This window comes from Pedobacter sp. 22226 (assembly GCF_052045455.1).
Taxonomy (GTDB): domain Bacteria; phylum Bacteroidota; class Bacteroidia; order Sphingobacteriales; family Sphingobacteriaceae; genus Pedobacter; species Pedobacter jeongneungensis.
Genome location: NZ_JBQEPB010000025.1, coordinates 1 through 521 on the forward strand (window position 1 = coordinate 1; position 521 = coordinate 521).

Genomic DNA, 521 nt, shown 5'->3' on the forward strand with positions numbered 1-521 from the left:
TTATGATGTCTCATCCCTAATTTTGTATTGCTACATCCTTAGGAGAGCACAAACACAACAGTCGCCTATTGTTGTTTGCTCTTCTTTTTTAACTTCTTCCAATATGTCAAAGAACTTTATTAAGGTTGAAGGTGGAGGGTATAAAGCTAGAGGGTTTCATTGTCCCCTAACTAAGCCTCGTTTCAGCCTTATTAGTAAAAAACTGCGGTCTCGAACCGTTTCATACTTTTATTTGTATGTGCCCCGTGGCGTTTTCTTCTTTCTTAATCTTTATGTCAATGTATGTTACCAATCCTGGTAAGCTTTGTATTATGTGGAGAATAACGGAGTCGAACCGTTGACCTCCTGCGTGCAAGGCAGGCGCTCTAGCCAGCTGAGCTAATCCCCCAAAAGGATTTAAATGTAGTCCCGTCCAGATTTGAACTGGAGACCCCTACATTATCAGTGTAGTGCTCTAACCAGGCTGAGCTACGGGACTTTGTTATTGGGTAAGCTTTTTTATGTCGCAGTATATAGTATCT

The 521-nt window shown here is 41.3% G+C and carries 2 tRNA genes; both read right to left on the minus strand.

The annotated features are described in order from the left end of the window. Positions 1 to 314: 314 nt before the first annotated feature. A tRNA-Ala gene (locus tag ACTJKC_RS25385) sits at positions 315 to 388 on the minus strand. A 15-nt stretch (positions 389 to 403) separates the two neighbouring features. Continuing rightward, positions 404 to 478: transfer RNA gene (locus tag ACTJKC_RS25390), tRNA-Ile, on the minus strand. Positions 479 to 521: the final 43 nt, after the last annotated feature.